Genomic DNA, 12,581 nt, shown 5'->3' with positions numbered 1-12,581 from the left:
AAAACCATGTAGGAATGTTGGCTTACAAAATAAAAAAGGTCTTAATATGAATTATTTTAATATTAAATTAAAAGAATGTGAATTTTTTTCTTGTGCAATTCACTTTACAGAAAAGAAATTTTTACGCTATCTTAATAACGCTTTCGCAAAATCGAAAGCCAGCCGTGAGAAGCTGAACATTCAAAAGGCGAACAGTAGCACGCCGTTAAACCGTGCTTTTTTTGTTCGTAGATTTCACACACCCCAAGAAAACCGCTTAGCGGTAATTCTCTCTATGATGGCGTGTAGTAGGCAACCTTTAATGGTTGGCTGTTTTCCTTTTGAGGCAGTTTCTCACCCTGCTACACGCTATCGCCAAACCGTGAGAAGTGAAGCGATAGCCTTTAAAAAACTATCAAAAGGACTATTAGCTATGATCTATCAATTTCTAGGCATATCACGCCAACATTACGACCAATCTAAAGCAGAACAATTACGCATATTAGCCGACAATGAAGCTAAAGCTAGAGCGTATCTCGCGCCTAATTATGTTTTAGTGAAACTAGGGCAACTTCCTGATAGTGCTTTAAATCTTAATACGATTTTACTTAAGGGGGTGAACAATGGCTAATCCGAAAAAAATCCTAGAACTTATTAAAATCCGCCGACCATCAACAACACACTCGAATCATATTAGCGCAAAAATCGATGAATTAGTCGAGCTTATCGGTTTATATGACACCCTTTTTTTAGTCATGCAACGTAATCAAGAAGAAAGCGCGAATACTCTAAACGCTGATGTTAATTATTCTGGTCAGATTATTGCCGATGATTTACTTGTTATCGCACAAATTCTCAATGACAACTTGAGAGAAGAATTAAAAAACGTTTTGCAATTCATCATAGAGCAAGAAGATTTAATTAATGGGGGGCGAAAATGAGTAAGTTCACGACTGTTTTAGGCGTAAAAGTACAAAAGCAAATTTACTATTTAATGGATCAGTGTGAAATGTCATCTAATGACCTCGCTTTAATCCGTGCTTTGCTTAATGATGTGGCTTTTTCGACTAATAACCCAAGCCAACATCAACAACGTTTAGAAATGGCGATAGAAATTTTCCCTAGAGTATTAGAGCAATCAAAGGCGTTATATCAAGCATTAGAGGATTGGTATCAAGAAGAAAAAGAAGTTATTGAAGCGTTAATTATACAGGAAGCGCAAGCAAAGCGAGATGAAGCAAGAAAGGAGAAATTAAAATGAAAACGCTCCAAATTACCTTATCAGATGGCACGCTAATCGAGTTTTTTGGCTCAACAAAGCAAGCGTTAAATTTCGCTATTCTCGAGGGCTTAAAAAGCCCTTATGGCGTTGGAATTGCGGAAATGTTAAGCGTTCGAGCAAATAAAAAAGCTGAACAGCTAAAAGCAAAAAGAAAACAACGTAAAGCAGCAAGAAATCGCTATAAAAACGCCAGAAAGCACAGTTTTAGGGGGTAAATATGAAGATGAAGAATGCGCCATTTTTGGAAGATCAAAATAATACCCCTTTTGATGAAATGCTGATTTTAGCAGGCACAGAAGCATGGCAGGCATGGGGCAAAGGTGAGGGGCAATATTGGCATTTACTTACGGAATCATTAGAAAGTGATTATAAGCAAAAGCCTGTTATTTTAGACAGAAAACAACTTAATAGCGTACAGTCTTTGCGGATTGCACCAAAAGAAAAGAAATATATCAAGATAGTACAATTTGGCAAATTAACAGAGGATCAGCTTGATAGTATTTGCATTAATTTAGCTAAAAACACACAAGCGGAAATTGTGGCACATTGTAATAATATCGGTGATCTTATTGCCAACTTAAGCGACCGAGTAGAAAGAATCCGCAGCGGTGAAAGTGTAGCGGAAAAGGTGCAAGCTATTATCAATCCAGAGCCCGACAATAAAACACTGCCTTATATCGAATATCGAGAAGGGAAATTAAATGGCTTATATTATGTTATTCCTAAATTTGATACAAACGGCGTAAATTACGGCGAAAAATTGACGTGGCTTTGTGATGATTTAAGAATTATTGGGCGTGGAATTGGTAATACAGGCGAATTTTTTTATATTTTTGAATGGTTGCACGCCTTAAATAAAAAACAAGTACAAGAAGCGATTCCAATTTCTGAACTAGGCAAGGCACAAGCATGGGATCATTTCAAAAGAAACGGCTTGCGAATGTCATCTTGTGAACAATTAAAATATTTGGTTGAGTATTTTCATCTTCAAGCGGAAAACTCGCTTGAATGGTCAGTTACTAATATGACAGGTTGGCACAATGGCGCTTATTTATTGCCTAACGGTGAGATTATTGGCACGCCAACAAAACCAATCATTTTTACTAATAAAAGTGCTAATTCTGGCGGTTATGACACAAAAGGCACGTTAGCCAGTTGGCAACAAGAGATCGCTTATTACGTGAATAAAAATACTTCGATGATGTTAGGCATTGCCACCGCATTAGCTAGCCCATTATTGCGGGTGATTAATGCAAAAAGTTTTGGTGTGCATTTATTTAATTCATCAAGTAAAGGAAAAACAACAACGCTAAATATTGCGAATAGCCTTTATGGTAATCCTGATTTAATTGATCTTAGTTGGAACACTACCCCAACGGCATTAAGTAACGAAGCGGCAGCAAGAAATGATGGTTTTATTACTCTTGATGAATTGGGGCAAGCTAAGAAAATTTTTGACGTTGAAAATATTGCTTATTCTCTCTTTAACGAGAAAGGGAGAGCCAGAGGGTTAAAAGAGGGCGGAAATGATGAACTCTCACGCTGGAAAATTACGGCTTTATCAACGGGAGAAAAAGACGTTGAAGGCTTTTTAAAATCGAAAGGAATAGACATCAACGCAGGGCAGTTAATCCGTTTATTAAATGTACCATTAATTGAAGCAAATCATTTATACAGTTTTACCAATAATAAAGAACACGCCGACCACCTTAATGAAGCGAGTTTAAATCATTATGGGGTTATCGGGCGTGAATGGATTGCTTATATTGCAGAAAATGAAAGCGAGATAAAAGCGACTTATCAACGCTATAAACAAGAATGGTTAGCACGCTTACCAGAAGAAGCAGCTGCACAAGTGCAACGTGTAGCGGCCAATTTCGCTATTTTAGAAACTGCGTTACAAATGGCGAAACATTTAACGTTATGGAATGAAGCGGATAACCGAGAATGTTTAATTAAATCCTTTAATGATTGGCTTGCTGATTTTGGTTCTGGCGACCGAGAAGAATTTAAAATTATTGAATATTTTAACGGTTGGCTTGAGGAAAGCGCAGAAAGCTGTTTTATTCAAATTCCAGAGCCAGCCATTCCGAAAATGATTCCTAAAATTTTAGGCTATCGCATTTTAGAGGGAAACGGCATAGATAGAGAACATTTCTATATTTATACAAAATCATTCACGGATAAAATTAGTGAAAGCGGATACCCTAAAAAGCTAGTTTTTGAGGTAATGGAAAGAAATAAAATGATTAGGCAAGGGAAAGAGCAAAAAACAAGACCTTATCAACATAAAGCCCCTACTTCATTAGAAAAGAAAATCAATAGTAAGGGCAAGCGGTTTTATATTGTTTATCCCGCATTGATAGACGATGAGGAAGATTAGAAAAATGACTAGATTAAAGCCAGCATTCAAAGCTGGCTTTTTTCTTGCCTAGCAAAAATAAAAGGCTTTTACCTAATAGATTAATAAAAATAATTGGGAAAATTGGGAAAATAAATAGATATATTTAATAATAATTAAATAAATCAATAAGTTATATAAAAATTATTTTCCCAAATAGATAAAAAATTTTCCCAAAACTAAGCAAAATTTTCCCATTTTTTCCCAAACTGCTTTTTTCTAGCTATATAGAGTAAAGAATAGACAAAATGTTTAATAAATAAACAATAATAATTTTTTCCCAAAATTTTCACCAAATTTTCCCAAAAAAACGGATAATTTTCCCATTTTTAAAAAGCACTTAAATTATTGAATATAAAAAGAAAAATGACGATTTTCCCAATTTTCCCATTTTCCCAGTCGTTTTCATACACTCAAGACCAAATTCATTTTTTTATAAATTTCACCAGTCAAGAAAACATCATTAAAAATTTTCATTTTGGCAGGGCAATTTGATGACCGATAATGCAAACGAACAAAACCAGCAATCAGGAAATGATCCATAATGAGAATTTAGGAAAATAGATTTATTTATAATTCAATGCTTTAAGGTTCAAATGGGCGAACTCTCTCACCGCCATTTTTATTTATCCCTCTTAACGTTTAGATTTCAAATACTATTTCTGTATTGCAAATTAATGATTATGTTTGGTTTAGTGTGAGAAAAACCTACAATCTATAAATAAATTGTAGGTTTTGATTATGGACGAATTATGGGGTTTATCGATTTGTATAATCTATTTTAGATTTCGTCTTCAGCATCTTCTTTTGCCCATTCTAAGGCACGTTTAACCGCTTTTTTCCAACCTTTATAACGGCGTTGTTGTTTTGCCTCATCTTGATCTGGAGTAAAGGTTCTTTCAACAGAAGCTTTATCACGCAACTCTTCAAGATCTTTCCAGAATCCTGTTGCTAAACCAGCGAGATAAGCTGCGCCAAGTGCGGTGACTTCTTTGACGGTTGGACGTTCAACTTTAGTGTTTAAGATGTCAGATTGGAATTGCATTAAGAAATTATTTGCTGTGGCTCCACCATCAACCCGTAAAGTTTGTAGTTTTTCACCTGAATCAGATTGCATTGCTTCAAGAACATCTCTGGTTTGGTAAGCAATAGATTCTAAGGTTGCACGTACAATATGATTACGATTTGCACCACGAGATAAGCCAACAATCACACCGCGTGCATATGGATCCCAATAAGGTGCACCTAAACCGGTAAATGCAGGTACAACATATACGCCGTTACAATCGTGAACTTTTTGTGCGAAATATTCGGTATCAGAACTGTCATGAACAATTTTAAGTTCATCTCTTAACCATTGAATTGAAGCACCAGCAACGAATACTGAACCTTCTAACGCGTAAGCTGGTTCACCTTTCGCATTACAGCAAATAGTAGTTAATAAGCCATTTTTAGAGGTAATCGCTTTGTCACCAGTGTTCATTAACATAAAGCAGCCGGTACCGTAAGTATTTTTGGCTTGTCCTGGATTGACACAAAGGTGTCCATACAATGCTGCTTGTTGGTCGCCTGCAATTCCTGAAATTGGAATACGAATACCACCTTTACCACCAATATTGGTTTGTCCATAAATTTCAGAAGAGTTTTTCACTTCTGGTAGCATTGAACGTGGTATGCCTAAGATTTCTAACATTTTTTCATCCCACTGTTTGGTATGAATATTGAACATCATTGTACGTGAAGCATTCGTATAATCAGTGACATGTACCCGTCCTTGAGTTAATTTCCAAATTAGCCAAGTATCGACAGTACCAAAAAGTAATTCACCTTTTTCTGCCTGTTCTCTTGCACCTTCAACATTTTCTAAGATCCATCTTACTTTAGTACCAGAGAAATAAGGGTCAACCACTAAGCCAGTCGTACTGCGAATATAGTCGGTATATCCTTCAGCTTTTAATTTATCGCAAAAATCTGCGGTACGACGACATTGCCATACGATAGCGTTATAAATAGGTTTACCAGTATTTTTGTCCCAAACAATAGTGGTTTCACGTTGGTTAGTGATACCAATTGCAGCGATCTGATCGGAACTAATACCTGTTTTAGCAACAACTTCGTTTAATGTTGAGCTTTGGGTAGCCCAAATTTCCATTGGATCGTGTTCAACCCAACCTGCTTTTGGATAGATTTGAGTAAATTCGCGTTGTGCAATACCGACAATATTAGCATCATGATCAAGTAAAACTGCACGAGAACTAGTGGTACCTTGGTCGAGAGCGATGATATATTTTTTATCTGTCATAATAATTACCTTTTGATGAAGAGTGCGTGATCAAATTTTACAACTATTGCATGGAAGATTGTTACCAATGAAGCGGCGATAACCCCAAGCGCCTAATAGACCGCCAATAATTGGTGCGATAATCGGAATTAAAGCATAAGGAATTGCTTGTCCGCCTGTCATTGCCATTTCACCCCAACCAGAAAGGGAAGCGAAAAGTTTTGGACCAAAATCACGAGCAGGATTCATAGCGAAACCAGTTAATGGTCCCATTGCACCGCCAAGTACAGCAATCAAAATACCAATAAGTAATGGCGCCAATGGACCACGAGGTACACCGTTGCCATCGTCGGTTAAAGCGAGGATTAAAGCAACTAATGTAGCAGTAAGAGTTAGCTCAACTAAACCAGCGGTAAGTAAGTCGATATGGCTATTTGGATAAGTAGAGAAGATGCCGGCAGTAAATAGGCTGTCAGCTGAACCTCTGATAATGTGTTGACTTGCTTCGTAATCGATAATAACACCACGATATAAGAAATAAACTACGGCAGAGCCGAAAAAGCCACCAGCGACTTGTGCAATGATAAAAGGCACTACTTTTTTACCATCGAAACAAGCAAATTTCCATAAAGCGATAGTGACGGCAGGGTTAAGATGAGCACCAGAAACTCCAGCAGTTAAATATACTGCCAGTGCTACACCCATTCCCCAAACAATACTAATTTCCCAAAGACCGAATTGTGCACCAGCAACACGTGCCGCTGCGACACAACCACAGCCAAAAAATATCAACAATGCAGTACCGAGAAATTCTGCGATACATTGTCCTTTAAGTGAATGATCAAGTGCCATAAACACTCCTTTTTTTCCTAGTTGAAGAGTAGATAGTGGTAAGTAATGTTCAAAATCGAACATTTGTGGTGTATTTAAAAGAAAAAATGAGTATTTATAAAGAGGATATTTTCGATTATGAGAGGTGTGTCAAAATATTTAAGCGAAAATAGTTTAAATTTGAGCGATATATCACAAAAAGGTTTCATCTGAAACTATTTTTAGTGAAAGGAAATAAAGATTCTCTCGTTGAAAACAACGAGAGAATGATATGAATTAACCGCCGGCTAGTTTAACTTTAAAACCTTTATCTTCTAATAATTGTTTAAGAAGATCGCGATTTTCACCTTGGATTTCGATAGCGCCATTCTTAACAGAACCGCCACAACCACAACGTTTTTTGAGTTCAGAAGCGAGTTGATTTAATGCAGCGGATTCGAGCGCTAAACCAGTAATTACACAAACGCCTTTTCCTTTTCGACCAGAAGTTTGACGTTGAATACGTACAATACCATCGCCTTTATTGATTGGGGTATCGGTTGTTTTACTTGGTTTAATACGTCCTAATTCTGTGGAATAAACTAATTGGCTATCTGACATGGTTTACCCTTGGATAGACGCATTAATTTGTTTTAATACGGCAATAGGATCTGCCGCTTGTGTAATTGGACGACCAATAACAAGGTAATCAGAACCAGCTTCAATTGCTTCACGCGGTGTCATTACCCGACGTTGATCGCCTAATTGGCTGCCTTCAGGACGAATGCCTGGGGTGATTAATTTGAAGTCATTTCCACAACGTTGACGGAGAATTTCTACTTCTTGAGGTGAACATACTACGCCGTCTAATCCTGCTCGTTGACTTAAACGAGCTAAACGAATGACGTGTTCTTCTGGTGAAGTGTTTACACCAATTTGTAATAAATCAGCTTCTTCCATACTTGTTAATACGGTAATGGCAATTAAAATAGGAGCATCTTTACCATAAGGTTCGAGAATTTTTTTCGCTGCTTCCATCATTCTTAAACCACCACTGGCGTGCATATCAACCATCCAAACACCTAAATCAGCCGCTGAGCGAACAGCTCTTGCAACGGTGTTAGGAATATCATGGAATTTAAGATCAAGGAATACATCAAAATGACGGTTCTGCAATTCTTTAACAAATTCTGTTCCTAAAGTGGTAAACATCTCTTTACCAACTTTTAAACGACATAAACTAGGATCTAATTGATCAACAAGCTGCATAGCTTCTTTTCTAGTTTCATAATCTAAAGCAACGATAACTTTATTTTCCATGATTTTCCTCATTATGTTTCAAGGTTAAATTTAGTTTTCAGTCGGTGTAATAGTTTCCCAATGGCGACAAGATGGGCATTGCCAAATCAATTTATGACTTTGGAAACCACAATGATTGCAACGATATTCAAAGCTTTGCTTCAATCTTTCATCAACAATATTGTAGAGCAGTTTTAAACTCTCTTTACCGTTGCCTTCTTCTAATTCATCAATTTGATACTGGATAAAACGATGAAAAATTCGCATTGTTGGTTGTTTTTCCAGTTGATGATAAAGATGATTTTTCGCAACGGTTGCGCCAGATTTTTGTTCAATATAGTGGGTTAAAGTTAATACAACAGCGCTATTTGCTTTTTGTTGTTGTAAACGTATTAAGTATAACTCTAACTCGTGATGATTCGGTAAATGTTGATAATAATTCACTAAAGCAGGTAATGATTCACTGACATAAGCAATATTTTGTTCGGCAATATGTTCTAACGTTTTGATTGCTTGTTGGTAATTACCTTGTAAGGCATATTCATCAGCTAACACTAACGAAGCTCGTACACAATTTGGCGAAACAATTAATGCTTTGGTCAAATAAGGGATAATCTGTTGGCGATTCTTTTGTTCTTGCTCAAGCTGTAAAGCAAGTTCGCAATAGTAATGTGAAAGCGCTATATTATTTTCTGCGTGAGTTAGTTTACGGTGACGTTCACCCACTTCGATAGCTTTATGCCACTCTTTAGTACGTTGGTAGATATTAGCCAATTCGTGCAGTGCATTTTCTGCATAATCAGGTTCTTCACTTAATTCTTGGTATAACTTCTCGGCACGATCAAGAAACCCAATAAACATAAAATCTTTGGCTAGCTGCTGTTTGGTGAGTAATTTTTGCTCGTAAGTGTAGTTTGGATTGTTATCTATGTTTTGATGGATTCGTAATGCTCGGTCAACCTCACCTCGAGAACGGAACAAATTACCTAAAGTGAGTTCAGCTTCAAATTGATAGTTGTTGTCAATTGCGTTTTCAGATTCTTGCTTTTCCAACATCTTAAGAAAAAGATCTACTGCTTTTTCTTGTTGATTAGAAAGCAAAAAGTTCACCCCAGTCATATAGTCTCGGGAGAGTTTATTACTAATTTCTTCTTGATCTTTTTTCGCACTCCGATGCCCCATATACCAGCCATAAGCTGCAGCGATAGGCAATAGGAGAAAGAGAAGTTCTAGCATTATGCGTTTTTATCTCTTGCGGTCATTAATTCATTAATTTGTTGAAGCTGTTTTTTAATTTGACGATTTAATGCAATATTTTTCATTTTTAATTTTAGGTAGAAGAAACCTGTAACTAACCAACCAAGTAAGAAGCCAAAACCAAATAAGATAGCAACGAGAGAAGAGAGTTGAATGTCACTTTTGGCAATAATGTAATTGACTGCGATAACTTGGTCATTGTTCGCTCCAACTGTGATACCTACTATAATTAAAGCAATCACGACGACCAGTGTTAGAATATATTTTAGTTTCACGTTGCCCCCTAGAATTAAATAGATTCAAAGTTGGTTCATTATGCCAAAAATAGTGAAACTATAATAGTAAAATTCTGAATTTAAACAGGAAAGTTATCTCGATTGAAAAGGCAATGCCACTAATTTGGAATAAATCAGTGGCATTTTAATTTGAATAGAACATAGTAATTAACTTTAGCTATCAACACGTTCGCGCAATTCTTTACCTGCTTTAAAATGCGGAACAGATTTTGCTTCAAGACTAACTTGAGAGCCAGTTTTTGGATTGCGTCCTGTACGTGGTTGGCGATAACGTAATGCGAAACTACCAAAACGGCGAATTTCAATACGATCTCCAGCTTCTAGAGTACTAGAAAGATGCTCTAAGATCTCTTTGACTGAACCTTCAATTTGTTTAATCGGCATAGTAGGATGACGATTAACCAATTTTTCAATTAATTCTGACTTTGTCATGTTAGTATCCTTTTATAAAACTGCAGAAAATCCGATATGCTATAGCATATCGGATTTATTCAATCAATGAATGATCTTAGGATTATTCACCTTTTGCTGCTTTGAAAGCTTCAGCCATTGCATTAGGAATAACAACTTCTTCTTGTTTGTTATTCACGCTTGCTAATGCAGCTGCTTCTTCTGCTTCATCTTTAGCGCGGATTGATAAGTGAACAATACGTGCTTTACGATCAACGCCAGTGTACTTAGCTTCAACTACATCACCAACATTTACATCACCGTTAAGATCTGCAGTACGGATATAACCTTCAACACCGTTGTCTAATTCAACTTTCACGCCTTTAGAGTCAACTTCAGCAACTTTAGCGCTTACTACGCTGCCTTTTTTGTTTACTGCAACGAAGTTGTTGAAAGGATCTTCTTCAAGTTGTTTGATTCCTAAAGAAATACGTTCTTTAGCCGCGTCAACTTGTAATACGATAGCTTCTACTTCATCGCCTTTCTTGTAGTTACGTACAGCTTCTTCGCCAGGTACATTCCAAGAAATATCTGATAAGTGAACTAAACCATCGATACCACCTTCTAAGCCGATAAAGATACCGAAGTCAGTGATTGACTTGATCTTACCTTGAACACGATCACCTTTGTTGTGAGTGTCTGCAAATTGTTGCCATGGGTTTGGTTTACATTGTTTTAAACCTAAAGAAATACGACGACGTTCTTCATCGATTTCTAATACCATTACTTCAACTTCGTCGCCTACGCTAACTACTTTAGATGGGTGGATATTTTTGTTAGTCCAGTCCATTTCAGAAACATGAACAAGACCTTCGATACCATCTAAAATTTCAACAAAGCAACCATAATCAGTTAAGTTAGTTACTTTACCAGTTAATTTGCTGTTTACTGGGTGATTTTCAGCGATTGCAGCCCAAGGATCTTGGCCTAATTGTTTTAAGCCTAAAGAAACGCGGGTACGATCACGATCGAATTTCAATACTTTAACAGTAACTTCATCACCAACATTTACGATTTCACCTGGGTGTTTAACACGTTTCCAAGCCATATCAGTGATGTGTAATAAACCGTCAACACCACCTAAATCAACGAATGCACCGTAATCAGTTAAGTTCTTAACGATACCTTTAACTTCAGCGCCTTCTTGTAAGGTTTCTAATAATTGATCACGTTCTTGGCTATTTTCTGATTCGATAACAGCACGACGAGAAACAACTACGTTGTTACGTTTTTGGTCTAATTTGATAACTTTAAATTCTAATTCTTTACCTTCTAAGTGAAGTGTATCGCGAACTGGGCGAGTATCCACTAATGAACCAGGTAAGAATGCACGAACACCATTCAACTCAACAGTGAAACCACCTTTCACTTTGCCGTTGATTAAACCAACAACAGTTTCTTGATCTTCGTATGCTTTTTCTAAGGCAATCCAAGATTCGTGACGAACTGCTTTTTCACGAGAAAGTTTAGTTTCACCGAAACCATCTTCAACAGCGTCTAACGCAACTTGAACTTGATCACCAACTTGAACAGTGATTTCGCCTTGAGCGTTTTGGAATTCTTCAGCAGGAATAGCTGCTTCAGATTTCAAACCAGCATCAACGAAAACAAAACCTTTGTTGATAGCAACAACGGTACCAGTAACAATTGAACCTTGACGAGTTTCAAGTTCTTTTAGTGATTCTTCAAATAGTTGAGCAAAAGATTCTGACATATAGATTAATCTTCAATAAATTAATAACGACCGCTTAAAATCCTATTAAACGGGGCTGATAATAATTGTTTATCCATCCATGAATAAACACACAAAAATGATCTATCCCAAATGAGGGAGTCGCTGACGAATATGTTGTAATGCCAACGAAAAGACTTCATTGATAGAAAGGGAAGATGAGTCTAATAGAATCGCATCATCCGCTGGAACAAGCGGCGCTACTGCGCGATTTCTATCTCGATAATCTCGTTCCTGAATTTCGGATAAAATCTGGGCAAAATTACCATTAATTCCCTTTTCCTGCAACTGTTTTAAACGTCTTTTTGCGCGCTCTTCAGCAGTTGCATCTAAAAAAAACTTAATTTCAGCTTCTGGGAAAACCACTGTTCCCATATCACGCCCATCAGCAACTAAACCCGGTGCTGTCGCGAAATCACGTTGTTTTTGCAATAAAGCAGCGCGAACAGCAGGGAAAACAGCAATTTTCGAAGCATAATCAGCAACTTGCTGAGTGCGGATAATATCACTGACATCTTGTTGATTTAATAAAGTGGTCACACCAGTTTCATGCGCAATAAAGCTAATTTCAATTTGATTTGCTAATGCAGCTAAAGCCGTTTCATCAGTAAAATCAACATTATGTTGTGCGGCAGCTAAACCTAAAATGCGATAAATTGCGCCAGAATCCAGTAGATGAAAACCAAAGTGCTTGGTAAGAGCTTGGCATAAAGTCCCTTTGCCTACACCGCTGGGTCCATCAACAGTAATAATTGTTGCTGTCATAATTTATCTCCAAATACAAAACAAAAAGA

The 12,581-nt window shown here is 37.0% G+C and carries 14 protein-coding genes; 5 read left to right on the top strand and 9 right to left on the bottom strand.

What is annotated here, in order from left to right; translation table 11 throughout:
* Window positions 1-46: 46 nt before the first annotated feature.
* The 5 genes from NYR30_RS09760 to NYR30_RS09740 are packed head-to-tail and all read left to right on the top strand — an operon-like array spanning window position 47 to window position 3,644.
* The gene (locus NYR30_RS09760; RefSeq protein ID WP_082987399.1) at window positions 47-610 is read left to right on the top strand and encodes a host cell division inhibitor Icd-like protein; all 564 of its coding nucleotides are present in this window, start codon (window positions 47-49) and stop codon (window positions 608-610) included.
* The gene (locus NYR30_RS09755; RefSeq protein ID WP_066112491.1) at window positions 603-920 is read left to right on the top strand and encodes a hypothetical protein; all 318 of its coding nucleotides are present in this window, start codon (window positions 603-605) and stop codon (window positions 918-920) included. Before NYR30_RS09760 ends, NYR30_RS09755 begins: the two co-directional genes overlap by 8 nt.
* The gene (locus NYR30_RS09750) at window positions 917-1,240 is read left to right on the top strand and encodes a hypothetical protein (RefSeq protein WP_066112494.1); all 324 of its coding nucleotides are present in this window, start codon (window positions 917-919) and stop codon (window positions 1,238-1,240) included. The genes NYR30_RS09755 and NYR30_RS09750 overlap by 4 nt, the downstream gene beginning before the upstream one ends.
* A complete protein-coding gene (locus NYR30_RS09745; RefSeq protein ID WP_066112497.1) occupies window positions 1,237-1,476 on the top strand; it encodes a hypothetical protein in 240 nt (79 codons plus the stop codon). The genes NYR30_RS09750 and NYR30_RS09745 overlap by 4 nt, the downstream gene beginning before the upstream one ends.
* 2 nt (window positions 1,477-1,478) lie before the next feature.
* Window positions 1,479-3,644, top strand: a complete 2,166-nt coding sequence (locus tag NYR30_RS09740) for a DUF927 domain-containing protein (RefSeq protein WP_066421232.1) — start codon at window positions 1,479-1,481, stop codon at window positions 3,642-3,644.
* A 799-nt stretch (window positions 3,645-4,443) separates the two neighbouring features.
* On the opposite strand, the gene glpK is transcribed toward NYR30_RS09740, so the two are convergent.
* From glpK to cmk, 9 genes are all read right to left on the bottom strand, one after another.
* Complete coding sequence (glpK, locus tag NYR30_RS09735; RefSeq protein WP_066112504.1) at window positions 4,444-5,964, bottom strand: glycerol kinase GlpK; 1,521 nt, start codon at window positions 5,962-5,964, stop codon at window positions 4,444-4,446.
* 30 nt (window positions 5,965-5,994) lie between these two features.
* Entirely contained in the window at window positions 5,995-6,795 is an 801-nt protein-coding gene (locus tag NYR30_RS09730; protein WP_066112506.1) for an MIP/aquaporin family protein, read from the bottom strand.
* A 255-nt stretch (window positions 6,796-7,050) separates the two neighbouring features.
* Complete coding sequence (yciH, locus tag NYR30_RS09725) at window positions 7,051-7,374, bottom strand: stress response translation initiation inhibitor YciH (RefSeq protein ID WP_066112510.1); 324 nt, start codon at window positions 7,372-7,374, stop codon at window positions 7,051-7,053.
* 3 nt (window positions 7,375-7,377) lie between these two features.
* On the bottom strand, window positions 7,378-8,073 hold the full coding sequence (pyrF, locus tag NYR30_RS09720) for an orotidine-5'-phosphate decarboxylase (protein ID WP_066112513.1): 696 nt from the start codon (window positions 8,071-8,073) through the stop codon (window positions 7,378-7,380).
* Between the two features lie 30 nt (window positions 8,074-8,103).
* Entirely contained in the window at window positions 8,104-9,288 is a 1,185-nt protein-coding gene (lapB, locus tag NYR30_RS09715) for a lipopolysaccharide assembly protein LapB (protein ID WP_302500824.1), read from the bottom strand.
* Window positions 9,288-9,584, bottom strand: coding sequence for a LapA family protein (locus NYR30_RS09710; protein ID WP_302500822.1), 297 nt, complete (start codon window positions 9,582-9,584; stop codon window positions 9,288-9,290). The genes lapB and NYR30_RS09710 overlap by 1 nt, the downstream gene beginning before the upstream one ends.
* 174 nt (window positions 9,585-9,758) lie before the next feature.
* Window positions 9,759-10,037: an integration host factor subunit beta gene (locus NYR30_RS09705; protein ID WP_066112517.1), complete on the bottom strand. Its 279-nt coding sequence runs from the start codon at window positions 10,035-10,037 to the stop codon at window positions 9,759-9,761.
* 82 nt (window positions 10,038-10,119) lie between these two features.
* Window positions 10,120-11,769 (bottom strand): 30S ribosomal protein S1, encoded by a 1,650-nt coding sequence (rpsA, locus tag NYR30_RS09700; RefSeq protein ID WP_065234489.1) that lies wholly within the window; start codon window positions 11,767-11,769, stop codon window positions 10,120-10,122.
* Window positions 11,770-11,871: 102 nt separating this feature from the next.
* Complete coding sequence (gene cmk / locus NYR30_RS09695) at window positions 11,872-12,552, bottom strand: (d)CMP kinase (RefSeq protein WP_302500817.1); 681 nt, start codon at window positions 12,550-12,552, stop codon at window positions 11,872-11,874.
* Window positions 12,553-12,581 lie beyond the last annotated feature (29 nt).

Source organism: Gallibacterium salpingitidis, from assembly GCF_030517105.1.
GTDB lineage: Bacteria > Pseudomonadota > Gammaproteobacteria > Enterobacterales > Pasteurellaceae > Gallibacterium > Gallibacterium salpingitidis.
This window is presented reverse-complemented; position numbering and strand designations above follow the sequence as displayed.

Excerpts from the sequence above, each read along its gene's own strand:
- NYR30_RS09760 (WP_082987399.1), top strand. The coding sequence starts at position 47 with ATGAATTATTTTAATATTAAATTAAAAGAATGTGAATTTTTTTCTTGT.
- NYR30_RS09755 (WP_066112491.1), top strand. The coding sequence starts at position 603 with ATGGCTAATCCGAAAAAAATCCTAGAACTTATTAAAATCCGCCGACCA.
- NYR30_RS09750 (WP_066112494.1), top strand. The coding sequence starts at position 917 with ATGAGTAAGTTCACGACTGTTTTAGGCGTAAAAGTACAAAAGCAAATT.
- NYR30_RS09745 (WP_066112497.1), top strand. The coding sequence starts at position 1,237 with ATGAAAACGCTCCAAATTACCTTATCAGATGGCACGCTAATCGAGTTT.
- NYR30_RS09740 (WP_066421232.1), top strand. The coding sequence starts at position 1,479 with ATGAAGATGAAGAATGCGCCATTTTTGGAAGATCAAAATAATACCCCT.
- glpK (WP_066112504.1), bottom strand. The coding sequence starts at position 5,964 with ATGACAGATAAAAAATATATCATCGCTCTCGACCAAGGTACCACTAGT.
- NYR30_RS09730 (WP_066112506.1), bottom strand. The coding sequence starts at position 6,795 with ATGGCACTTGATCATTCACTTAAAGGACAATGTATCGCAGAATTTCTC.
- yciH (WP_066112510.1), bottom strand. The coding sequence starts at position 7,374 with ATGTCAGATAGCCAATTAGTTTATTCCACAGAATTAGGACGTATTAAA.
- pyrF (WP_066112513.1), bottom strand. The coding sequence starts at position 8,073 with ATGGAAAATAAAGTTATCGTTGCTTTAGATTATGAAACTAGAAAAGAA.
- lapB (WP_302500824.1), bottom strand. The coding sequence starts at position 9,288 with ATGCTAGAACTTCTCTTTCTCCTATTGCCTATCGCTGCAGCTTATGGC.
- NYR30_RS09705 (WP_066112517.1), bottom strand. The coding sequence starts at position 10,037 with ATGACAAAGTCAGAATTAATTGAAAAATTGGTTAATCGTCATCCTACT.
- rpsA (WP_065234489.1), bottom strand. The coding sequence starts at position 11,769 with ATGTCAGAATCTTTTGCTCAACTATTTGAAGAATCACTAAAAGAACTT.
- cmk (WP_302500817.1), bottom strand. The coding sequence starts at position 12,552 with ATGACAGCAACAATTATTACTGTTGATGGACCCAGCGGTGTAGGCAAA.